At 45.0% G+C, this 24,034-nt stretch carries 18 protein-coding genes; 16 read left to right on the forward strand and 2 right to left on the reverse strand.

All coding sequences use genetic code 11. The features are described 5' to 3' along the window. Window positions 1–704: 704 nt before the first annotated feature. From cdhA to M886_RS00635, 12 genes are all read left to right on the forward strand, one after another. A complete protein-coding gene (cdhA, locus tag M886_RS00580; RefSeq protein ID WP_048038597.1) occupies window positions 705–3,122 on the forward strand; it encodes a CO dehydrogenase/acetyl-CoA synthase complex subunit alpha in 2,418 nt (805 codons plus the stop codon). 2 nt (window positions 3,123–3,124) lie between these two features. Next, on the forward strand, window positions 3,125–3,637 hold the full coding sequence (cdhB, locus tag M886_RS00585) for a CO dehydrogenase/acetyl-CoA synthase complex subunit epsilon (protein WP_048038599.1): 513 nt from the start codon (window positions 3,125–3,127) through the stop codon (window positions 3,635–3,637). Between the two features lie 23 nt (window positions 3,638–3,660). Then, window positions 3,661–5,070, forward strand: coding sequence for a CO dehydrogenase/CO-methylating acetyl-CoA synthase complex subunit beta (gene cdhC / locus M886_RS00590; RefSeq protein WP_048037213.1), 1,410 nt, complete (start codon window positions 3,661–3,663; stop codon window positions 5,068–5,070). 52 nt (window positions 5,071–5,122) lie between these two features. Further along, complete coding sequence (locus M886_RS00595; protein WP_048037214.1) at window positions 5,123–5,884, forward strand: ATP-binding protein; 762 nt, start codon at window positions 5,123–5,125, stop codon at window positions 5,882–5,884. A gap of 376 nt (window positions 5,885–6,260) precedes the next feature. Beyond that, window positions 6,261–7,571 (forward strand): CO dehydrogenase/acetyl-CoA synthase subunit delta, encoded by a 1,311-nt coding sequence (cdhD, locus tag M886_RS00600; RefSeq protein ID WP_011032639.1) that lies wholly within the window; start codon window positions 6,261–6,263, stop codon window positions 7,569–7,571. Between the two features lie 3 nt (window positions 7,572–7,574). After that, a complete protein-coding gene (acsC, locus tag M886_RS00605) occupies window positions 7,575–8,987 on the forward strand; it encodes an acetyl-CoA decarbonylase/synthase complex subunit gamma (RefSeq protein WP_015412303.1) in 1,413 nt (470 codons plus the stop codon). A gap of 540 nt (window positions 8,988–9,527) precedes the next feature. Then, window positions 9,528–10,592, forward strand: coding sequence for a 60S ribosomal export protein NMD3 (locus M886_RS00610; protein ID WP_048037979.1), 1,065 nt, complete (start codon window positions 9,528–9,530; stop codon window positions 10,590–10,592). A gap of 17 nt (window positions 10,593–10,609) precedes the next feature. Next, the gene (locus tag M886_RS00615; RefSeq protein WP_048042864.1) at window positions 10,610–11,809 is read left to right on the forward strand and encodes an ATP-grasp domain-containing protein; all 1,200 of its coding nucleotides are present in this window, start codon (window positions 10,610–10,612) and stop codon (window positions 11,807–11,809) included. A gap of 118 nt (window positions 11,810–11,927) precedes the next feature. Continuing rightward, entirely contained in the window at window positions 11,928–12,422 is a 495-nt protein-coding gene (locus M886_RS00620; RefSeq protein WP_011032643.1) for a transcription factor, read from the forward strand. A 10-nt stretch (window positions 12,423–12,432) separates the two neighbouring features. After that, a complete protein-coding gene (locus M886_RS00625) occupies window positions 12,433–12,945 on the forward strand; it encodes a TIGR00295 family protein (protein ID WP_048050470.1) in 513 nt (170 codons plus the stop codon). Window positions 12,946–13,192: 247 nt separating this feature from the next. Continuing rightward, on the forward strand, window positions 13,193–13,825 hold the full coding sequence (psmB, locus tag M886_RS00630; protein WP_011032645.1) for an archaeal proteasome endopeptidase complex subunit beta: 633 nt from the start codon (window positions 13,193–13,195) through the stop codon (window positions 13,823–13,825). 111 nt (window positions 13,826–13,936) lie between these two features. Beyond that, the gene (locus tag M886_RS00635) at window positions 13,937–15,850 is read left to right on the forward strand and encodes a beta-CASP ribonuclease aCPSF1 (RefSeq protein WP_011032646.1); all 1,914 of its coding nucleotides are present in this window, start codon (window positions 13,937–13,939) and stop codon (window positions 15,848–15,850) included. Between the two features lie 103 nt (window positions 15,851–15,953). Here the strand turns inward: M886_RS00635 and M886_RS00640 are convergent, their stop codons facing one another. Next, window positions 15,954–16,634, reverse strand: coding sequence for an HAD family hydrolase (locus tag M886_RS00640; protein ID WP_011032647.1), 681 nt, complete (start codon window positions 16,632–16,634; stop codon window positions 15,954–15,956). 1,021 nt (window positions 16,635–17,655) lie between these two features. On the opposite strand from M886_RS00640, the gene ftsZ reads away from it, so the two are divergent. The 4 genes from ftsZ (at window position 17,656) to M886_RS00660 (ending at window position 21,551) form a co-directional block, all read left to right on the forward strand. After that, window positions 17,656–18,834, forward strand: coding sequence for a cell division protein FtsZ (gene ftsZ / locus M886_RS00645; protein WP_011032648.1), 1,179 nt, complete (start codon window positions 17,656–17,658; stop codon window positions 18,832–18,834). A 201-nt stretch (window positions 18,835–19,035) separates the two neighbouring features. Then, window positions 19,036–20,517 (forward strand): dihydropteroate synthase-like protein, encoded by a 1,482-nt coding sequence (locus M886_RS00650; RefSeq protein ID WP_048050471.1) that lies wholly within the window; start codon window positions 19,036–19,038, stop codon window positions 20,515–20,517. A 37-nt stretch (window positions 20,518–20,554) separates the two neighbouring features. Then, window positions 20,555–21,013, forward strand: a complete 459-nt coding sequence (locus M886_RS00655; protein ID WP_011032650.1) for a hypothetical protein — start codon at window positions 20,555–20,557, stop codon at window positions 21,011–21,013. A 301-nt stretch (window positions 21,014–21,314) separates the two neighbouring features. Next, the gene (locus M886_RS00660; protein WP_048050472.1) at window positions 21,315–21,551 is read left to right on the forward strand and encodes a hypothetical protein; all 237 of its coding nucleotides are present in this window, start codon (window positions 21,315–21,317) and stop codon (window positions 21,549–21,551) included. Between the two features lie 138 nt (window positions 21,552–21,689). Here M886_RS00660 and M886_RS00665 read toward each other — a convergent pair whose 3' ends face one another. Then, a complete protein-coding gene (locus tag M886_RS00665) occupies window positions 21,690–23,720 on the reverse strand; it encodes a sodium-translocating pyrophosphatase (protein ID WP_048046321.1) in 2,031 nt (676 codons plus the stop codon). Window positions 23,721–24,034: the final 314 nt, after the last annotated feature.

The following is a 24,034-nucleotide window of genomic DNA, read 5'->3' on the forward strand; positions in this document are numbered from 1 at the left end:
TATTTAATAATATATTAAAAAGTTAATAAGGAAAATCTGAATTAAATTAATGCAAAATTTGCAGCTCAAGTAAGAAAAATCTTTAGGGCTATTTGCACTTAGTATGAGAAAATATTAGAAATAATAACAAATATTAAAATCAAATAAAAAAAATATTGAGATCCAATATTACTCTCATTAAAAAACGATATGCTTTGACATAGAGTATCTTTTTTGATCAAAAAGTCTTTGAGGTTTTTTTTAAGAAGAACGGGTCTCCACATTCCATTTTTACCTGTTCGGATAAGGTGTTACAAATTAGAAAATGTTATATAGATTTGGTACATTTAGTCACTTAATTAGTGTTTATTATCCATCGGTAGCGACCTCTGCTCTAGATTAAGGTCCCAATCGTTGGCAAAAACGGTTTTTTTGAGAAAAAGGGCGTAAAAAAGGATTTTGAAGAGCATTGATGCCCTAAAAACGATTTTTACAAGAAAAATATTCCCTACAAAAACGCTTTTATTTGAAAAAACGCTGGTAAAACCTTCAATGTTCAAATAGAGAGCTAAGAGTGTTTTGCCATTAAACGTCATTTAAACGGTTGTAAATTTAAAGCAGACGGCAAAATATATAATTAATAATTATGAAGAATATGCCGAAGATAAAGATTGCAATCGTCTTGGCGAAGTCGACTTTAAACAAATTTAGGAGGTAAAGCTCAAATGAGCAAACTAACTACCGGGAGTTTTTCTATCGACGATCTGGAATCCGTTCAGATCACTATTAACAACATTGTAGGGGCAGCAAAGGAGGCTGCAGAAGAAAAAGCAAAAGAGTTAGGCCCGATGGGTCCAACTGCTATGCCAGGCTTGGCTTCCTACAGAAGCTGGAACTTGCTTCTTCTTGACCGCTACGAACCTGTTGTTACCCCCATGTGTGACCAGTGTTGCTACTGTACCTATGGCCCCTGTGACCTTTCAGGAAACAAAAGAGGTGCCTGTGGTATTGACATGATGGGCCACAACGGAAGAGAATTCTTCCTCCGTGTAATTACAGGTACTGCCTGCCACGCAGCCCACGGCCGCCACCTGCTTGACCATGTAATTGAAGTCTTTGGTGAAGATCTCCCACTCAACCTTGGAGAATCAAACGTCCTGACCCCTAACATCACAATCGCTACAGGACTCAGTCCAAAGACTCTTGGAGAATGCAGAGCTCCAATGGAATTTGTTGAAGAGCAGCTCACACAGCTCCTTGCAACTATCCACGCAGGTCAGGAAAGTGCAGAAATAGACTATGATTCTAAAGCACTCTTCAGTGGCAGTCTTGACCACGTTGGTATGGAAGTATCTGATATCGCTCAGGTATCAGCATATGACTTCCCGAAAGCTGACCCCGAAGCCCCCCTGATCGAAATCGGTATGGGTTCCATTGACAAGTCCAAGCCATTAATCGTTGCAATCGGGCACAACGTAGCCGGTGTAACTTACATAATGGACTACATGGAAGAAAACAACCTGACCGACAAGATGGAAATTGCAGGACTTTGCTGTACCGCATTCGACATGACCAGGTACAAGGAAGCTGACAGGAGAGCCCCATACGCCAAAATCGTAGGGTCCCTTGCCAAGGAACTGAAGGTTATTCGCTCTGGAATGCCTGATGTCATTGTTGTGGACGAACAGTGCGTCCGCGGTGACGTCCTTTCAGAATCCCAGAAGCTCAAGATCCCCGTGATCGCATCAAATGAAAAGATCATGATGGGGCTGCCAGACAGGACAGACGCCGATGTGGATTCAATAATAGAGGAGCTTAAATCCGGTGCGATTCCAGGCTGTGTAATGCTCGACTATGATAAACTGGGAGAACTCGTCCCGAGGATTGCCGAAATAATGGCTCCAATCCGCGATGCGGAAGGTATCACAGCAATACCAACTGATGAAGAGTTCAAAGCATACATTGACAAGTGTGCACAGTGTGGAGAATGCCTGCTGGCATGTCCAGAAGAGCTCGACATCCCGGAAGCTCTGCAGTATGCAGCCCAGGGAAGCTACGAGTACCTCGAAGCTCTCCATGACCAGTGCATTGGCTGCCGCCGCTGTGAACAGGTCTGTAAGAAAGAGATTCCAATTCTGAATATGCTCGAGAAAGCTGCACAGAAAGCCATCAGCGAAGAGAAAGGATGGGTCAGAGCCGGTAGAGGACAGGCAAGCGATGCAGAAATCAGAGCAGAAGGCCTGAACCTTGTTATGGGTACAACCCCAGGTATCATCGCAATCATCGGATGCCCGAACTATCCGTCCGGTACTAAGGACGTCTACAACATTGCCGAAGAATTCCTGAAGAGGAATTATCTCGTTGCAGTGAGCGGATGTTCTGCAATGGATATCGGCATGTACAAAGACGACGAAGGCAAGACGCTTTATGAAAGGTACCCTGGTGGATTCTTCGGTGGCGGACTGCTCAACACAGGATCCTGTGTATCTAACGCCCACATCAGCGGAGCTGCAGAGAAAGTTGCTGGAATCTTTGCCCAGAGGAATTTGGCAGGAAACCTTGCAGAAATTGCCGACTATACCCTCAACCGTGTAGGCGCATGTGGACTTGCGTGGGGAGCATACTCACAGAAGGCAGCTGCAATCGGTACAGGATGCAACATATTTGGTATCCCTGCAGTTCTTGGCCCGCATTCCTCGAAGTACAGGAGAGCCCTGATTGCCAAGAACTATGATGAGTCAAAGTGGAAAGTCTTTGATGCCAGAGACGGTTCAGAGATGAACATCCCGCCAGCACCAGAATTCCTCCTGACCACAGCAGAAACCTGGCAGGAAGCACTTCCAATGATGGCAAAGGCATGCATCCGCCCGTCCGACAACAACATGGGCAGGTCTATAAAGCTGACCCACTGGATGGAGCTTTCCAAAAAGTACCTTGGTATCGAACCTGAAGACTGGTGGAAGTTCGTCAGAAATGAAGCAGACCTCCCGCTTGCCAAGCGTGAAGAACTCCTCAAGAGGCTCGAGTCGGAACACGGCTGGGAAATTGACTGGAAGAGGAAGAAAATTATCTCCGGTCCGAAGATCAAATTCGATGTCTCCGCACAGCCCACTAACCTCAAGAGACTTTGCAAGGGGGCCTGAAAATGGTAGAAACTACCAAGAACACCAAACTCTTTACCACCTACGGAGTGACAACTGCCAAAGCAACTACCCCTGAGATAGCAGCCAAGCTGATTTCAAAGGCAAAAAGGCCGCTTCTTGTGGTCGGGACAAAGATCCTTGACCAGGAGCTTCTGGACAGAGTGGTAAAGATTGCACAGAAGACAAACATTCCGATTGCAGCTACCGGAAGTTCTATGCCAGGCTTTGTTGACAAAGATGTGAATGCCAAGTACATAAACCTGCACCAGCTCGGTTTCTATGTAACAGACAAGAACTGGCCAGGACTTGATGGAAACGGGACCTATGACACACTCATTGTCCTGGGACACATAAAATACTACATCAACCAGGTACTGTCAGGAACAAAGAACTTTTCCGATGTAAAATCAATAGCAATTGACAGAAACTACATCCAGAACGCAACGATGTCCTTTGGAAATCTAAGCAAAGCAGATCACTATGCTGCCCTGGATGAGCTAATTGACCTTTTATAATTTGATTTAGGAGGCGAAATATAATGGCAGAATTCCCATTTGAGATTTCCCCAATGTTTGAAGGAGAAAGAGTAAGGAAAGAAGGAATGTTCGTTGAACTCGGTGGTCCAAAATCACTTGGTCTCGAACTTGTCAGGGCTGCAGACATGGATGCGATTGAAGACGACAAAGTCACAATCATCGGTCCTGACCTCAAGGACATGGAAGAGGGAAAGACCTACCCCTGGGCAATGATCTTCAACATAGGCGGAGAACTTGTCGAGCCTGACCTTGAGTCTGTCGTAGAAAGGCGTGTCCACGACTTCATCAACTACTGCCAGGGCATCATGCACCTGAACCAGAGGTACGATGTCTGGATGAGAGTTTCCAAGGACACAGCTGCAAAGATGGACTCCTTCGAACCCTTCGGAAAAGCTGTTATGATGCTTTTCAAGACAGAACTTCCCTTCATTGAGAAGATGCAGGTGACCTTCTACACCGACCAGGCCGAAGTAGAGAAACAGATGGTAACAGCAAAGGAAATTTTCAAGGCAAGAGACGCAAGGACAAAAGACCTGCGCGACGAAGATGTGGAAGTCTTCTACGGATGTACCCTCTGCCAGTCCTTTGCTCCGACCAACGTTTGTGTAGTATCTCCTGACAGAGTTTCCCTCTGTGGTGCAATCAACTGGTTCGACGGCCGCGCAGCAGCAAAAGTAGACCCGGAAGGTCCGCAGTTCGCAATCGAAAAGGGTGAACTTCTCGATGCCAATACCGGTGAATACTCTGGTGTCAACGATATCGCCAAGAAACTCTCCGCCGGCGAATTCGATAAGATAAAACTCCACTCCTTCTTTGACTCACCACACACATCCTGTGGCTGCTTCGAAGTAGTCGGGTTCTATATTCCTGAAGTAGACGGTATCGGCTGGGTTAACAGAGAATACCAGGGAATGGCACCGAACGGCATTGGTTTCTCAACCATGGCAGGTCAGACTGGTGGTGGAAAGCAGATCGTAGGTTTCCTCGGAATCGGTGTTGCATATTTCTACTCCCCGAAGTTTATCCAGGCTGATGGCGGCTGGAACAGAGTTGTCTGGCTCCCCTCGATGCTTAAGGAAAAGATTGATGAAACCATCCCTGCAGACCTTAAGGACAAGATCGCAACCGAGAAAGATGCAACCGACATCCAGTCCCTGAAAGCCTTCCTCCAGGAGAAGAACCACCCCATAGTTGCTACCTGGGCAGCAGCTGAAGAAGAGGAAGAAGAAGAGGAAGAAGAAGAGGAAGTAGCTGTTGCAGCAGCTCCGATGATGATGCCAGCAGCAGGATTCCAGATGCCGGCAATGCCAATGATGTCAGGCGGTTCAAGCGGTGGAATAAAGCTGACCTTCAAGAACGCAAAGATCACCATTGACAGGATGATCATTAGCGAGAAGAAGGAAAAGAAGTAACCGAGAAAGAAAGGCTAGTGCCTAACCGAAAAACAATCAAAAGGGGTATTCTGTGACCAAAGTAATTGCAATAACGGGAAAAGGCGGAACTGGAAAAACAGCGGTAGCGGCTCTTCTGATCCGCTCCCTCTCTAAAAAAGGGCAGTATATACTGGCAGTTGATGCAGATGCAGATACTAACCTGCCGGAAACCCTTGGCTGTGAGGACGTGAAAACGATAGGGGATGCAAAGGAGTTTTTACAGGCTGAGATAACAAAACCAAGGCCTGACAATCCCGATATGAATAAGGAGTCCGTGCTCCAGAGCAAGGTATATGAGATCATTGAAGAGATGCCGGGTTACGACCTGCTGGTAATGGGAAGGCCCGAAGGATCAGGGTGTTACTGTTATGTAAACAACCTCCTGAGGGGCATCATGGACAAACTGGTTAAAAACTATGATCTGGTTGTGATTGATGCAGAAGCCGGGCTTGAGCATTTCAGCCGAAAGATCATCCGGGATATTGATGATCTTATTGTGGTAACTGACGCCTCAAGAAGAGGGTTCCGAACTGCCGAAAGAATTCATGAACTTGTGGATGAACTCGAGTCAAATATAGGCAGTATTCACGTTATTGCAAACAAGGTTACAGATACTAACCGGGAAAAGCTCGTTAAACTGGCAGAGGAACTGAAACTGAACCTGATAGGTACGATTCCTCTTGACCCGAAAATTGAGGAAATGGACATAAAAGGTATACCTCTCTTTGAAATACCCGACGATTCGGTTGCTGCAGTGGAAATAGAAAATATTGTGAAAAAACTGGGGTTCTAACCCCAGATTACTTTTGAATCTGTGGATCAGGCAGAAAACCACAAAAAATGCAGAAAATCACCGGGACAGAGAACAGGTGAACTTATCCGGTTTAAGAGCTTGAAACGGGATTTAAACCAAAATTAAAATTAAAATAATAAAAAGAACGGGGCAGAATCTGTTCCAGAATTAAAGGAAAGGAACGGAATGATTCAAAGGAATGATTCAAAGGAATGATTCAAAGGAATGATTCAAAGGAATGATTCAAAGGAACGGAATGATTCCTGCTCCGGACCCTGTATTATCAGGGTAAAGATCTGAAAACACATCCTGTATTATATCCTTTATTATAAGCCACTCATAAAAACGGATAAATTACGGAAACGGTGAGGTTTACATGGCAAAGAAAATGAAGTTATCTGATATTACAAACATGTTCGCGGGCATGGATGTAGAAGCCCTCGAAGGTGTTACTATAGAAGGGGACATTGAGATTGATCTCGGTGGACTCGGAGGCGGCTTTGACCCCATGCTTGCCGCTGCCCTGGGGCAGGAGAGCGCAGTACTCGCCCAGCACTTCGCAAGAATTGCAGGCATGTTCGGGTACCCGGTAGGCATAGGTGCACCAGCAGCTCCGGCAATTTCACCTGCTCTGGCAGCACCCAAACTGAAGGATCTCATACCTGCAAAGTTTGATGTTGCCAATATTGCAGAATGGGCAACTCAGATTCAGGAAGTACCAATAGGAAACACATCAGCAGACGGTGGAAGCCGTGGAAAGAGAGTGCTGGTAGGTGGAGAAAAAGCCCTGCCGTTCTTCCCTGACGCGCCAATGCCCAACAGGAACCAGGTAACAATTGACGTGTTCGATATGAGAATTGGGCTTGCAAAAGCTGTCAAAGAAAACTATGATGAGGTCATGGACAGCCCGGGAGAATGGGCAAAGAAGAACGTTGAGAAGTTCAACGCAGATATGATCACCATTCACCTGATTTCAACTGACCCGCTTGTAAAGGACACACCTCCAAAAGAAGCAGCAAAGACAGTAGAAGAAGTTCTCCAGGCTGTTGATGTCCCAATAGCAATCGGTGGATCAGGTAACCCGCAGAAAGACCCCGAAGTCCTCGCAAGAGCAGCAGAAGTTGCAGAAGGAGAACGATGCCTGCTTGCATCTGCAAGCCTGAACCTGGACTATGCAGCAATTGCAGAAGCAGCACTCAAATATGACCACGACGTCCTTTCCTGGACTCAGCTGGACATGAACGCCCAGAAGGAGCTTAACAGGAAACTCATGAAGCAGTGCAATGTCCCAAGAGACAGGATCATAATGGACCCGACCACTGCAGCCCTCGGATATGGTCTCGACTACGCTTACACAAACATGGAGCGTATCAGACTTGCAGCACTTATGGGTGACGATGAACTCACATTCCCGATGTCATCAGGTACAACAAATGCATGGGGTGCCCGTGAGTCATGGATGGTGGGATCACCGCTTAAAGAAGACTCTGATTGGGGACCAAGGGAATACAGAGGACCTATATGGGAAATTGTCACAGGTCTGTCACTTGCAATTGCAGGAAACGACCTATTCATGATGATGCACCCAACATCGGTTGCTGTCCTGAAGCAGATTACCCAGACGCTATTCGGTACCATAGACACAGAGCAGGTGGATATTGCAAACTGGATCGGAGCGGAGGTGTGAAAAATGAAGATTAACAGCCCATTAGAAGCGTACAAGTACCTGCCTCAGACCAACTGTGGAGAATGTGGCCAGCCTACATGTATGGCATTTGCTTCCACGCTGATCGATAGGTCCGGCAAGACAACAGACTGCCCTCCCCTGATTAAAGAAAAGAAGTATGCAAAGAAACTGGCAGAACTCGACAGGCTTCTTGCTCCTGAAATTCGCCAGGTTACTATTGGTGTTGGCGAAAGAGCAGCCAATATTGGTGGGGACGATGTACTGTACCGCCACAAACTGACATTCTTTAACAAGACAAAGATGTTCTTCGATGTGGCAGACAACATGGACGAAGCTGCCATTGTTGAAAGAGTGAAGAAGATCAGTGATTACAAGAAGTTCTACGTAGGACGTAACCTGCTTCTCGATGGTGTGGCAATAAGAGCAGCATCCAATGATCCTGCAAAGTTTGCAGCAGCTGTCAAGAAAGTTATAGAAAACACAGAACTGCCAGTGATTCTCTGTTCTTTCAACCCAGCAGTCCTGAAGGCAGGACTTGAGGTAGCAAAGGGTAAGAACCCGCTGCTGTATGCCGCGAACAAGGACAACTGGAAAGAGGTAGGAGAACTCGCACTCGAGTACAACGTGCCTGTGGTTGTTTCAGCGTTTAATGACCTTGACGGCCTGAAGACTCTTGCAAAGACATTTGCAGAGGCTGGAATTAAGGACATTGTGCTTGACCCGGGAACTTACCCAACCGGGAAAGGTCTGAAGGATACTTTCACAAACTTCCTGAAGATCAGGAGAGCAGGCATTATGGGAGACACCGAGATCGCATATCCGATCATGGCTATGCCGCTTACTGCCTGGATGGCGGGAATTGCTGACCCTGTCAGTGCATCATACTGGGAAACGGTTCTTGCATCAATCTTTACTATCAGGTACGGAGACATTATGCTTCTCCACAGCATGGAGCCATATGCCACCATGCCAGAAGTACACCTGGCAGAGACAATATACACTGACCCCAGGTCTCCTGTTGCCGTAGACTCAAAGATGTATAAGGTAGGAAACCCAACAGCAGATTCACCTGTACTCTTTACCACAAACTTCGCCCTTACTTACTACACAGTAGAGAGCGACCTTGCATCAAACGGAATAGACTGCTGGCTGCTTGCAGTTAACACAGATGGTATTGGTGTGGAAGCAGCGGCTGCAGGTGGACAGCTGACAGCTGATAAGGTGAAGGATGCATTTGAGAAGTCAGGATTTGACCTCAAGAGCGATGTTACCCATAACAGTGTAGTTATTCCGGGTCTTGCCGCCCGTCTACAGGGTGATATTGAGGACAAACTAAATGTAAAAGTTATGGTTGGTCCAATGGACTCAGGAAGGCTACCAGGCTGGATGGAGAAGAACTGGCCACCAAAGAAATAAAATAAAGTGAAAAAGACTAATTTAAACCTGAAAGCATCCGTGCTAACCTGCACGGATACTTTACTCTTTTTTAGAACGCACTTGAGGGTTTTTATATACACTTTGCAGGCGAACTTTGGGATCATAATATGGCAGTAATTGGCCACTTTAAAATTATAATTTAGGTGTTTTGTTTTAGAGATACTTAATAAAGCTCTGAGGAAGATACCAGTTGTCAGAGATTATCGATACGACGTAAAATTATACAAATGTTTATATAAGGAAAATGCCTATTTAATATGCTTCTAAACTATATATTTAACAATATTTATTTATAAATTGAACATAGCAGTTCCCTTCTGATATGCAATTATTGTGTCTCAAAAATAACGAGCATAGATATTAAGATATAATTGCAGATTCAAGACATAATTGCAGATTCAGCTATTCTTAAATAACATAAGTGTGCTTAACAAATGAACTGCCCAATGTTACTGAAAACATATTTTGAATACTTTTTAAAGCTATTACTCCAAGAAGACTGAAGAATAAGGATTATAGATGAATTCCATTACATGCCCGAAATGTGGCACAGAATGCGACAAACTTTTTGATTCCGTTTGCAGGGACTGTTTCTTTGAAACTTTCAAACTGATTGATCTGCCTCTCGTACTTCATGTAAAGATCTGTTCCAGCTGCGGAGCATATTTCCACAGGAGCCGCTGGGAAAACATCGGCAATCTGGAGGAAGTGGTGCTGAAAGCCGTAGAAAACGCCCTTTTCATCCACGATGAAGCAGGAGATGTGGAACTCTACCTTGAGCCGAAGGAAATTACTCCATATATATACATGGTGAGAGCCGAGGTAGATGCAATTGTAAAGGGAGAACCGGTCCATGCCGAGACTGCAACCGAAGTAAGGGTTCAGAGGATAGCCTGCGACATGTGCAGCCGTGAATCCGGAGGTTATTTTGAAGCAATTATCCAGATAAGGGCAGCAGGCAGGTTTCCAACAGAAGAGGAAAAAAGGCGCTGCTCCGCCATAGCCAGAGAAGCTATGGAAAGCATGAAAAAAAAGGGAGATCGACTGGCATTTATAAGTGACTACCAGGAACAGAAAGAAGGCATCGATCTTTACATGGGTTCCATGAATGCGAGCAGGCAGGTTTGCCGTATGATTATCTCTGAACTGGGGGGCAGTTTTGCCGAATCTCCTACGCTCGTAGGTATGAAAGACGGAAAAAACCTTTACAGGATTACTTTTGCCATGCGCCTTCCTGAGTTCCGACCAGGCGATGTGATAAGGTTCAGAGGAAGAATCATCCAGATCAGAAGTTCAGGCAAGAAAGTAAACGGGATAAGCCTTGAAGACGGTTCCCGGTTTCTATCAACTCCTGAAGAACTGAAGGGCGCAGAAAAGATTGCAAACATTGGAGATGCGGTACTTACGGTTCTGGTCTCAATCGAAGAAAATGCAATTCTTGTCCTTGACCCTGTGACCTATGAAACCGTCGCGATAAAAAAGCCCATGTTCTTTAACGCAGAGGCGGGAAGCGAGATTCCTGTCCTGAAAACAGAATATGGAATCTTTGCACTGGCACACACCGATATTCCGCAGGAAAAATAAAAGTTTAACGAGGAAATATGCAGAATATCCTTGCAATTGGCTTTGACACGCGAAACATTGTTTGCTCCGCAAGCAGGGCAGGCTATACTGTCTGCTCCATAGATGCATTCCGTGACCTTGACCTTCAGGAATGTGTATATGCATCAGCTCTTCTCGAATGCAGGACTTCAGGTGAACTCCGCCAGCTTGACCCTGGATGGATAGTAGCTAAAATGAATGGTTTCGGGCTTGACTTTGATGCCATCGTGCCTGGCTCGGGAATGGAGATGCTGGACCCTTCTCGTTTTCCCTGCCCTGTGCTTGCCAGCAGCCCTGAAGCAGTGAAGGGAGCTTCAAACAAGCTTCATCTTGCAAAAAGGCTTGAAGCTATGGGAATGCCACATCCTCGCTGTTATTCTTCCAACGAGCCGGAAGCAATCGAATATCCTGTTATTCTCAAACCGGCTACAGGAGGAGGAGGGATATTCAACAGGGTTGCAAATAACAGACAGGAAATGCTGGAAGTACTGGAAGAATTATCCGGTCCTGACCAGGGCCTTACGGAAAATGAAATTGTGATTCAGCAGTTTCTGGAAGGAACCCCTGCAAGCGTCTCTGTGCTTTCTACAAAGGATGAAGCCCTGGCAGTTGCTGTGAATGAGCAATTAACAGGCATACCCTGGCTTTCACGGCTGCCGTTCGCCTACTGCGGAAATATAACCCCTTTCATGACAGAGTACGCAGAAGATATGGAAAAACTTGCAGAAGAACTGATACTTGAACTCGGGCTCCTCGGGTCATGTGGAGTTGATTTTCTGGTCACAGAACAGGGGCCTGTGGTGCTTGAAGTAAACCCCAGGTTCCAGGGAAGCCTGGACACGGTTGAGAAAGCGATGGGAATTAACCTTTTCGAAGCTCATGCCGGTTGTTTCAGGGGAGAACTTCCTGAAAAACCGAAAGCAAAACTATTTGCAGCAAGAGGAGTTCTTTATTCGGATCGAGAGCTTTTTATAGACAGAAAACTCATGGAAGTCATTCTCAGGGAAAAAAGCGCGGACATTCCGCCTCAGAAAACTGTTATCGAGCCTGATTGGCCTCTGACCTCCCTGTTTGAATTCGCCTCAACAAGAGAAGAGGCAATCAAATCTCTCGAGGGAGGGGCAGAGAGGATAAAGACTTTTATTGCAGAACGAATGACAGGAGAAACAGAGTCCCTGAGTCCTGCTGGAGAAGCATGAGGTTCAGCTGCTGAGATTGCAGTTTTTTCCGGACATGGAATCTTTTAAATAAAAATTTTAATGTAAGCTTTAATAATGGTATGTTCAATTCATATAAGGGATTTGCGAGGTGAACACTTTGGTCGATTTAAATGACAAGGTAATTAGAGGATACCTCAGGAGCCTTGTAGGGGATGACGGGCTTAAAATGATAGAACAGATGCCCGAAGGCAATGTCACGGATGAAGAAATTGCGGCGAAGACCGGAGTTCTGCTGAATACCGTGAGAAGAACTCTTTTTATACTTTATGAGAATAAATTTGCAATAGTTGTAAGGGAAAGAGATTCAAATAGCGGATGGCTGACTTATCTCTGGCATCTGGACTTTTCCGACATAGAGCACCAGCTTATGAGGGAAAAGAAAAGACTGCTAAGGAATCTGAAGACCCGCCTTGAATTTGAAGAAAATCATGTATTTTACGTTTGTCCTCAGGGTTGTGTTCGCCTTCTTTTTGACGAAGCAACGGAGACGGAATTTCTCTGCCCAATGTGCGGAGAAGACCTGGTCTACTATGACAACTCCCGTTTTGTGGGAGTTCTGAAAAAGCGCGTGGAAGCTTTGAGTTCCGCATAAGGGATTAATCTTGACCACCAGAGCCGAAGCGATCAGGTTTCTTGAGGAATCAGGCTGTGCCCCGAATGTGATTGAACACTGCAAAGAGGTCGCCTCGCTTGCAGTTGAGATTGCAGAAAAGGCAAAAGCAGCAGGAATGGAAGTGGACCTGGAACTTGTGGAAGCGGGAGCCCTTTTGCATGATGCGGGAAGGTGCAGGACACATGAGATTGCACATGCTGTTGAAGGGTTTCGGCTGGCTACGAGCAGGGGAATAGAACCTGAAGTTGCCGAGATAATAAAAAGGCATATCGGAGCCGGAATCTCTAAAGAAGAAGCAAAAGAATTGGGGCTTCCTGAAGATGACTATTTTCCCAGGAGCCTTGAGGAAAAGATTGTTGCGCATGCGGACAACCTTGTAAAAGGAACAAAGAGGATAACGGCACAGGACAGATTGGAGCTCATGCGTAAAAAAAACGTATCTGAAGATGTAATCCAGAGAATAAAGAGGCTGGCTGAAGAAGTGGAAAAAATTTCACACTAAATTCCGAGTTTCTTCAGCTGCAATGAACGCTCAGTCACAAAAAAGAAGGAGTTATTTTATCGAATTGATCCTCCGGTTCCAAATGCGAACGCATTTAGAAAAAGGGAGGAAAACTTATATATAGCGATATTAATAATGAGATAATGGATTGCTAAATCCTGCGATTTAAGCTAAAAATGCTCACCTCAACTAAAACATTTTTTTTAGCGCCATTTTCTCATTTTCAGCTTATTATGAGGGTATGTTTATGGATAATGACAAATATTTAAAGGGCACAACTACCGTAGGAGTAGTTTGTACCGACGGAATTGTGCTCGCAAGTGAACAGCGAGCCACTATGGGGCATTTCATCGCAAGCAAAACTGCAAAGAAAGTTTACCAGATAGATGACCTGGTAGGGATGACCACTGCCGGTTCGGTAGGGGACGCTCAGCAGCTCGTGCGATTGGTAAGTGTGGAATCACAGCTCTACAAGATGCGCAGGAACGAATCCATGACGATCAAAGGGATTGCCACTTTGATGTCCAATTTCTTGAATGCTAACCGCTATTATCCTATGATGGTTCAGCTCCTTATCGGAGGGGTTGACAAAAACGGGCCTGCAATCTACTCACTGGACCCTATGGGAGGAAGCATTGAAGAGACAAGAATCTCAGCAACCGGCTCGGGTTCTCCCATGGCCTACGGAGTGCTGGAAGACCAGTACAGAGAGGATATAGCTGTAAAAGAAGGTCTTGATCTTGCGATTCGAGCAATTCACAATGCAACGAAAAGAGACTCAGCTTCCGGAGAAAATATCGATGTAGTCGTAATTACAAAGGAGGCATTCAAAAGGTTGGATCCTGAAGAAGTAAAATCCAGAAGAGCTTTATTAAACTAAATAATTAAATTGTTGGTTTTTTATTTCATCATACAAACTAACACCTTTTTCAAATATTATTTTTTCAACATCCAGATCTTTTTGATTTTTTGATAAAAAGGAAGATTCTTAATGCCTATAGAAGACGTGCTATTAGACCTCAAACACAAAATTGAGAAAAACCTACCCGCAGGCGTTACAATTACCGACGTCGAATTTGAGGGCCCTCAGCTTGTTCTGTATACCGAGGAGCCCAGAAAATTCGCTGATGACGGGAATATTATCCGCAACCTGGCAAAAGAACTCAGGACGCGGATTGCTATGCGGCCTGATCCCAGGGTTCTCGCAACTCCTGAGGACTCTATTTCTATAATTGAAGAAGTTGTTCCAAAAGAATCCGTAATCTCGAGCTACTATTTTGACCCCGATTCAGGAGAAGTAATTATCGAAGCCGAAAAGCCCGGGCTTGTAATAGGAAAACATGGCGCAACCCTCAGAGAGATTACAAAGCAGATTGGCTGGATTCCAAAAGTTGTCAGGACACCTCCTATAAAGTCACGTACGGTAAAAAACATACGGGAGTTCATGCGGAACAACCTCAAAGAAAGGAAGGAAATCCTGAAAACAGTGGGGAGGAAAATTCACAGGGAGTGTACTTCAAAAGACCAGTGGGTAAGGGTTACAGCCCTTGGGGGATGTAAAGAAGTAGGAAGAAGCTGCTTTTTGCTTTCTACACCTGAATCCAGAATCCTGATTGACTGCGGAGTCAATGTGGGTTCTGACGAAAACATGACACCTTACCTTTATGTTCCTGAAGTTTTTCCATTAAACCAGATAGATGCCGTGATAGTTACCCACGCTCACCTTGACCACCAGGGACTTGTCCCCCTGCTTTTCAAGTACGGGTACGAAGGACCTGTCTACTGTACCCCTCCAACAAGAGACCTTATGGTGCTGCTCCAGCTCGACTACATAGATGTGGCAGCTAAAGAAGGGAAGAAGATTCCCTATGAATCAGGGATGGTAGCAAAAACCCTCAAACACACCATACCTCTGGACTACGAGGAAGTAACAGACATAGCCCCCGACATAAAACTGACTTTCCATAATGCAGGTCATATCCTGGGCTCAGCTATTTCCCATTTCCATATAGGAGACGGCCTCCATAATGTGGTCTTTACAGGAGACTACAAATATGAGAAAACCAGGCTTTTTGACCCTGCTGTCAACAAGTTCCCGAGGGTCGAAACGGTCATCAGTGAAGCTACTTATGGAAATGCAAACGCTTTCCAGCCTGCACTTAAAGATGCGGAAAAGCACCTGCAGATGGTCGTAAAGAATACCATTGAGCGCGGAGGAATTGCAGTCATTCCTGCTTTTGCTGTGGGCAGAAGCCAGGAAGTTATGATTGTGCTCGAAGAGTCCATAAGGAAAGGACTTATCCCCGAAGTTCCGGTCTACCTTGACGGAATGATCTGGGAAGCAACTGCAATCCATGCAACTCATCCGGAATACCTGAATAATGACCTGAGGAAACTGATCTTCCAGAAAGGCCAGAACCCCTTCCTGTCAGAGTGCTTCAAGCCTGTGGACTCACATGAAGCACGCCAGAAGATCATCCAGAACCCTCAGCCCTGCGTAATCCTGGCAACTTCGGGCATGATGAACGGAGGCCCTGTTATGGAGTATTTCAAGGCTTTTGCAGAAGACCCGCGCAATACCCTTGTGTTTGTGGGCTATCAGGCTGACGGGACAATAGGGCGCAGGATCCAGAAGGGATGGAAAGAAATTCCGATGACAGGGAAGAACGGAAGCACCGAAATGCTGAAAATGAACATGGAGGTGCAGGTTGTAGACGGATTCTCAGGCCACTCGGACAGGAGGCAGCTTATGGAATATGTTAAAAGGATGCAGCCCCGCCCGGAAAGAGTATTCACGGAGCACGGAGATGAAAAAGCCTGTGTTGACCTCGCAAGTTCCGTTTACAAGAAACTGAAGATAGAGACACGTGCGCTCACAAACCTCGAAACCGTAAGACTGCTGTGATCCCTGGTGAACCACACCTTTTTTTGAAAAATTTGAATAAAAAAGAATACTGAAGGATTCCCGGGTAAAGATTAAAAGCAGGTAAAGAGATGTACAGAAATTTTTATCGCCTGCGCCCGGGAATAAATTCAGGGCTGAAAAGAGGCTCGAGACTGAGGAGATGTTCCATCAATTTTTGATGATTTCCTACAACAAGGTCCGCCCTGTCAAGCTCGGAAGGTTTTACGTACGTGGGGACACCTATGCAGTAAATATCTGCCTTTTTTGCGGCTTCCACGCCCAGGACGGCGTTTTCTATCACAACACATTCCTCTTTTCCGACATTAAGAAGCTCAACCGCTTTCAGGAATGGGTCAGGATCCGGCTTTGAGTTCAGGACATCGTCTCCCGTGACAACAGTGTCGAATATGCCCGGGAAAAGCTGGTCAACAATTCCGTTAACAATTAAACGGTCCGAACCTGAGACTACTGAGAGCAGAAATCGTGATTTAAGAAATTCAAGGCACTCTTTCATTCCATCGAATGCCTTCAGCTTAAAAATCCGGTTAAATTCCTGCCTGTAAATTGAAGTGATAGCTTCAAAGTCAAAATCTTCCGGCTCCTTCCTGGCTTTTCTGATCAGCAGAGGAAGACCATTTCTGGGATTTGAACCTTCGATTGCATAGATATCCTCGTCCTGGATTTCCATGCCCATTTCAAGAAAAGCCTTCTTCCAGGCTGCTGCATGAAAAGGCATGGAATCTACAAGAACTCCGTCCATATCAAAAATTAATGCTTTTAACACGTTTCTGACTCCTGAACCAAAAGGAATGGGGTTTTCGGGGAAGTAAGTACAGCGAGTTAGTTAATAGATAAAGACACATTCTGAATTTCATATCCGATAAGAATTAAAGCAGGTGACTCAAAGTAAAATGACTTTGCGTTCTTAAAGCTTTCCAGGGATTCCCGGGTTACTGAGATTTATGTATGGCTACAATGTAAGAGGTCTTTTACTATCTAAGAGGTCTTTTACTATCGTTTTGGAAGAGTGCAGGTCCTGAGACATTCCTTATAGAATGAAAACGGTTATATAGAGCCTTCTATCGGGCAAACGGGCCAACCGCTTACTATGGAAATAAAATTTAAAAGATTGCCAGGAATTCGAGATATTGAGCTTAAATTTATATAAACATTTATGTGCAGCTATTCTTCAATACTGGAAAAAATAAGCAAGAGCCTCAAAATCTTCGAAAGATACCGAAAAAGTTTTTAAGAGGAGGACTCTACTTAAATAGTAATAATATAAACAGTTCCATTAAATTGCAGGTTTCCATCTTAGAGGTCTCGAGAAAACGCAGTATAGATACTACATATTCAATTATTTGAGGGAAGCATGGCAGTAAAATAACAGGCAAGAAAGAAAATAAAAATTGCCCTGATATATATAATCAGGACAGCTTTCCTGAAAAACGAGACTTTCTAGAGAAATTTAAGCTACTGTATATAAGTATTACGTAAGTCTTCGGCTTTTTGCCCTGAGGTTTCAGGACTAAAAAGCAGAGATGAGTAAAATATATGAAATTTATGGATGATGTATTTAAACTTCATATACAATTTAAAAGCACTGTTTAAATATGTCCGAAATGTTTAAGGTTTAGTAGAGTGACAACTTATTAAAGATAACGGATGAAAATCTTTTATTAGGTTTTTACAGGTTATCCCCAGTTTAATTGATATCAGCAAAATTTACCCCCCGACAAAGAGGGTGGGGAGTGAAAGAAAAAATAGAGAAGATATAATAAACGAAATCCGACCGAGGGGATAAATTGCAATCTATAGTACAGGAAGCAATGAAGTTCAGCGAAAAAGAAAAGGAATACCGAAAAACGACGTCCGATGAAGAATTCGAAGAATTCGGACAGCCGAGAATTATGATTGTAGGGTGTGGGGGCGCAGGGAATAATACCGTAAACCGTCTCTACAACATTGGAATTGAAGGCGCAGAAACAGTCTGCATCAATACGGATAAGCAGCACCTTGACAATGTAAGGGCTGACAAGAAGATCCTTGTTGGAAAAACCCTTACAAGAGGACTGGGAGCAGGCGGCTATCCAGAAACAGGGAAAAAAGCCGCAGAACTTGCAAGAGGCACCCTTGAAGAAGTCCTGAAGGATGTTGACCTTGTTTTCGTTACCGCAGGCCTCGGAGGAGGCACTGGAACAGGAGTTGCCCCGGTAGTTGCCGAAGTTGCAAAAGAACAGGGAGCAATCGTTGTGGGCATGGTTTCAAGCCCCTTCAGAGTCGAAAGAGCCCGCATATTTAAAGCCGAAGAGGGTCTCGAAGACCTGCGCAGGGCAGCAGACACGGTAATTGTCCTGGACAACAACAGGCTGCTCAATTATGTACCCAACCTTCCCATTGACCAGGCTTTCTCAGTAATGGACCAGTTAATTGCAGAAACCGTAAAGGGAATAACCGAAACCATTACTGTGCCTTCTCTGATCAACCTTGACTATGCAGATATAAGGACAATCATGAGCTGCGGCGGAGTTGCCGTAATGCTTGTAGGAGAGTCAAAGAACCAGGACAAGAGCACCGAAGTCGTGAGGACTGCCCTTAACCACCCGCTGCTTGATGTTGATTATAAGGGCGCAACCGGTAGCCTTGTCCATGTAACAGGCGGGCCTGACCTCAGCCTGAAGGAAGCCGAAGAAATTGCCTCCATGCTTACCTATGAACTTTCCTCGAACGCCAATGTGATATGGGGCGCAAGGATAAGGGATGATTATGAAGGTAAGGTCCGGGTAATGGCAATAATGACCGGTGTCCAGTCTGCCCAGATCCTGGGCCCTCAGGCAGGAGCTGGAATCCTGGAGTCCAGAGCCGAAGCTGACCCTATCCAGGAAAAAAGATTTGGAAGGCTGTCACTTGAAGCCAGGAAAGCCGGGACTGCAGGTCCTCTGAGAAAAAAGCACGAAGAATCAATTATTGATTTCATAAATTAATTACGTTAAGGCAAAAGCCCGAACCTGCAGGTTTTCGGGCTCCCTCAGTTATTTTTTCAGGATATTCGGGTGAGCTACCGGAGACCTGGAGAAACAAATCTTCCTCGGAGCGGAAAGTTAGAGTTTTCCTGACCGGGAAGCTATTTTTTGAGGCAGCTACAGATAGATACTCTTTTTTATTAGCTATTCTATCTAAAAAACATGGAAATTTTGATTGCAACAGGGCGGCTTGCGGAAAATACCGTGAGAAAAGCGGCTGGAGAAAAAGCAGACGTCCTTGTAGCAGATATCGACATTGCTGCCTTTATCACCCCGAAAAAACTCACCAGAGCCTTTGAGGAAGACGGATTATCAAAAAAATATGACCTCATTCTGCTTCCCGGACTTGTACCGGGTGATTTTTCAAAGGTATCGGACGAGCTTGACTGTAAAATCCGGCTGGGCCCTAAACATGCTTATGACCTTGGCTTTGTGCTCCGTTTTGCAGAAGAAGTGGAGTTTTCCGTAAAGGTCCCTGCCTGTGAGCTCCTTGCAGACGTAAGAAAGGGAGAAGCTCTTGAGCTTATAAGAGAAGCCGAAGAAGAAGCCATTTCTCCACTTAGCCTGAGAGGAGTAAAACTGGGAGGAAACTCCCGAATGAAAGTTATGGGAGAGATTGTAGGAGCAGCCGAGTTGAACCCTGCTGACCTGGAGATAAAAATCGAAGCTTTTATCGCCCGTGGAGCAGATATTATCGACCTCGGAGCTACACTTAACACCCTTCCGGGACAGGTCCGAAGTACAGTATTCCTTGCAAAATCTCTCACAGATATTCCGATAAGTATAGATACCCTTGACCCTGAGCTGATAAAGGAAGGAATAGAAGCAGGAGCAGACCTTGTTCTGAGCCTTAACAGCACAAATATGGAAACAGCAGGCTCCGTGGTTGCAAAAGCAGGTGTTGCAGCAGTCATAATTCCTGATGAAGGAAACAGTCTGGAAAGCCTTGTAAATAATATCGAATCCGCACGCAGGCTCGGGATTGAAAGAATTATAGCCGACCCTATCCTTGACCCTGTAGGCCATAATATAACGGAATCCATTGTTCGCTACCATGAGTTTCACAGGAGATATCCTGACATTCCATTATTCTTTGGGGCAGGCAATGTAACCGAACTCATGGACGTGGATACGATAGGAGTAAATGCCACACTTTGTGGAATAGGAGCCGAAACCGGGGCAAGTATCCTTTTTACCCCCGAGTACAGCGATAAAGCCCAGGGCTCCATAGGAGAGCTGAAAAAAGCCTCTGAGATGATGCAGCTTTGCAGGATAAGGGAAAGCTCCCCCAAGGACCTTGGCATTGACCTCCTCTTCATAAAGGAAAAACGAAGACGCCCTGACAGCCCCCTCCCCAAAAAAGTGATTACCGCCAGAGCTTCGAAAAACTGGCGTCAGGACCCTGCAGGCCCAATAAGAGTCAGGATTGTGCCGGATAAAATTAACGGAAATGGCGGACTCATTGTAGCCGAACATGAGAAAGCAGCAATTGCAGGAGAAAGCGCCAGGGAAGTTATGGATACATTGATTGAACTCGAACTGGTCTCGCGCCTGGATCACGCTGCATATCTTGGAAGAGAACTGGAAAAAGCCGAACTTGCTCTGCGCTTCAACCGGAGTTACGCCCAGGACGATATATTTTGAATACCGGAAAGCAGGCAAAAAAAGGAGATGTGAGAAAATGAAACTGGAGAATGAAGATAAACAGTCAATCTTTGAGATAGTGGCAGGCCGCTATTTCACGACACAGAACTGGAAATGGGTAAACCTGAAAAAAGACATTAACAAAATCATCAGAGCTTTTGATGAACTTAACGAACAGTACGCGTCCTATTCCTATGTCAGCAGGGACTGGTATGTGGAGAATATGGGATCCAAGAATCTCCATATGTGCAATAGCTGGGATGAGCTTAAGAATCTGGTTGCCTTCCTCAATACCTATGGGACGGCTTTTAATTTCCTTGTAAATACCGGAAACAGAAAATCTTTCTGTATAGTAAGTAACTCGAGAGACCTGGATGAAAATCAGGCGAATGCGATTAAAGAAGTCCAGAAACTGGGGTACAATACTTTCGTATTCCTTGCCACTATTCCTGATGAAATTGAATTCCAGCTGCTTCAGGTAAGGGGAGTTAACTGAGCTCTCCTTTCCGGAAAAAGGGCTGTTCTAAACTCGGAATATTTTTCTAATTCAGATTATTTTTTCTCTGCACAAATTCTTTTTTGCCTGGATGGAGTAGATGCCTTATTTTACTGGAGAAGCAAGCTAGAAAACAGAAGTGGGATTCCAGCTAAGAGATAATTTTTGATTAAAATTGGATTTTTTCAGGACATTGGGTAAAACCGAAAGATTTTTATTCTTAAATCCTCAAATAGGAAACTGTATTCCTTTTTGGCAATTCGATACATAAATAACCATCGTGTACGAAGAGCCTTTGTGTGTGAAAAATCTCGTGTGTGAAGAATTTATCATAGTGCAAACAGGAAAGAGGCTTGCCTATGGGACAGGAAGGAACGAAGAGCTGAAGCTATGCTATTTTTGTTCTGAGATTCATCCCCGGCATGTAAAAGAGCTTAAGCTGTGGAGAATTAACCAGCGAACCATCAAACCAGAAAACCTGGACTCTGGAGAAAGGGGATATTCTCTGGATTTCCGGAAAAGCAATATGAAACCATAAAAATCAGAAACACGAAAAACATACTTTCCTCAGACTTGAGCAAAATAAAACCTGGAAAGGAAGACCAGAACAAAACAGGCAAAGATCCAGACTAAATTAAAAAGAAAAAAAGGGAAAAAAGGGAAAAATTTAAGGAAATCAAATAAACAGCGGTGCAAACACAAGAGCCACAATACTCATGAGCTTAATGAGGATGTTGATTGCAGGTCCTGCGGTGTCTTTGAAAGGGTCACCTACCGTATCGCCGGTTACACCCGCTTTGTGGGCATCAGAACCCTTTCCGCCGAAGTTTCCAAGTTCAATGAATTTCTTTGCATTGTCCCAGGAACCTCCTGCATTGGACATTGTAATTGCAAGCATGAAACCTGAAACCACGGAGCCTGCAAGCAGCCCACCGAGAGCCCCTGCGCCGAGTACAAGTCCTACCAGAATAGGTGCAATAACAGCAAGAATTCCGGGCGGGATCATCTCTTTAAGAGCAGAATGCGTGGAGATTGTAATACATTTACTGTAGTCGGGGTCAGCTTTGCCTTCCATAAGGCCTTTGATCTCTTTAAACTGCCTCCTCACTTCGACCACCACTTCACCTGCTGCATTTCCGACAGCCAGAATGGTCATGGACGAAAAGAGGAAAGGAAGCATTGCGCCTATTATAAGCCCTATGAATACGTTAGGGTTCATAACGTCAATAGAAGTGAGGCCTACTGCAATAGCATATGAAGCAAAGAGTGAAAGTGCAGTAAGAGCTGCCGAACCGATTGCAAATCCCTTACCCATAGCTGCCGTGGTGTTTCCTACTGCATCAAGGGTATCGGTAATCTGGCGCACCTCTTTCTTCTGGTGGGACATCTCTGCAATGCCACCTGCATTGTCAGCTACAGGACCGTAAGCATCGACTGAGAGGGAAATCCCGAGTGTTGCGAGCATTCCGACTGCTGCAATAGCTATGCCGTAAAGACCTGCGAGCTGGAATGCGATATAAATTGCAATGCTGATGATGACAGCGGGCCAGAGAGTTGACTCCATCCCTTTTGCAAATCCTGTAATAACATTTGTAGCAGAACCTGTCTGGCAGGAATGGGCAACAGTGAGAGTTGGCTTTTTGTCATATGATGTATAGTGCTCGGTGATTTGTCCGATAAGGAAGCCTGCAACCAGTCCTGCAACCGTTGAGAAGAAGACGTTAAGCCCGTATCCTCCAAGGAGATGGCCTGTAACGACGTATGAAGCAATGACAGTAAGAACGATCGCGGCAATCAGTCCCATATTAAATGCCATATGGATTGCTGAAGATTCTGTCTTGTTGGTGCGTACAAAAAAAGTCCCTATAACAGATGCCAGAATACCAACAGCTGCGATAACAAGTGGGACCATAACAACGTTCATAACAGGAATCCCGGGGAAAGTTGCTGCTGCGGTTGATGCTGCAAGAAGCATGGTTGCAATGATTGAACCCACATAGGACTCATAGAGGTCAGCACCCATTCCCGCAATGTCTCCTACATTGTCTCCTACATTGTCAGCAATAACAGCAGGGTTCCTGGGGTCATCTTCAGGGATCCCGGCTTCAACCTTACCTACAAGGTCAGCTCCGACATCAGCAGCTTTGGTGAATATTCCGCCGCCTACACGGGCAAAGAGAGCTATAGACGAAGCTCCGAATGAAAAGCCCGCAATAATGTTCAGGAGGGTGAACAGATCCATATCTGTGTAGATATTACCAAGAATTATAAATGAAAGAGATAATCCAAGGAGACCAAGGCCCACGACACTCATTCCCATGACGGTGCCTGATGCAAATGAAACTTTAAAAGCAGGGCCGATGCCTCTTGTGGCAGCATTTGTGGTCCTTCCATTTGCAATAGTGGCCGTAAGCATCCCTGCGTATCCGGCTGTTGCGGAAAGCACTGCACCAAACACGAAACATGCGGCGGTAAGAACTCCGTTCGGCAGAACTAACGCAAGTACAATTGCAATAAAAACGACAAAGACAGCGATAGCACGGTATTGCCTGTTAAGGTAGACCATAGCTCCACCATGAATTGCCGCCGTAATTTTCTTAATAAGTTCGTTACCCTCGCCTTCATTTCGGACATTTTTGTAGGATATACCTGCAAAAATTAAACCAATAAGGGCACATATTGGTGTAAGGTAGATTAACATATCCATATTTAAACCATCCTACCAGAAAACACATCAAAAGCACTTTAAAGTATTAATCTCCGTAGTAATTTTTGCGATAATAAATGAGTCTTTGTATATAAATTGATACTCGATCCTCCATTGAAATCTGGAGGAATTGAGGGTTTCAGCCTCTAGTTAGTAAGAATTTTCGGTTTTAAACGGGCACGATTTCTAGTTGTAAATACGCACGTTATTTCAATCCTATATAACAGTTGCTGTGAATAAACTGATTTTCCTGATCAGATAACTTTCACCGGTACAGGTGTTTTCCACGGTTAAACACTTAATGGTTTAAAAGG

Source organism: Methanosarcina soligelidi (assembly GCF_000744315.1).
Taxonomy (GTDB): domain Archaea; phylum Halobacteriota; class Methanosarcinia; order Methanosarcinales; family Methanosarcinaceae; genus Methanosarcina; species Methanosarcina mazei.